This window comes from Pedobacter sp. AC464 (genome assembly GCF_979253075.1).
Window position 1 is genome coordinate 1 of the sequence record NZ_CEEDBV010000006.1, and the last position, 280, is coordinate 280.

The 280-nt window shown below is 59.6% G+C and carries 1 protein-coding gene; it reads right to left on the reverse strand.

All coding sequences use genetic code 11. The features are described from left to right. Positions 1-280 (reverse strand): respiratory nitrate reductase subunit gamma (locus AC0IWT_RS19970; protein ID WP_471798507.1); only part of this gene is annotated, 280 nt, incomplete at both ends.

Here is a 280-nt window from a genome sequence, read left to right on the forward strand (position 1 = left end):
GCACATAGGTGACGATGTCCATTGTGGTTGTCGTGAGGCGCACCGACTTTGTCATGAACCTGCGATACAACAGCCCGATGAGTCCGACGAGGGCCGCCAGCCCGGCTGCACCCCCCAAAACGGTCGCCATGACGTGATACGTGTCCTCGGTGATTCCGATGGTGGAAGTCCATGACTGGGGGATGACAAGTCCCAAGACGTGTCCCAGGAAGACGAAGAGGATCCCGAAGTGGAACAGTGGCGACGACCAGCGCAGGATGGACGGCTCGTTCCACTGGCT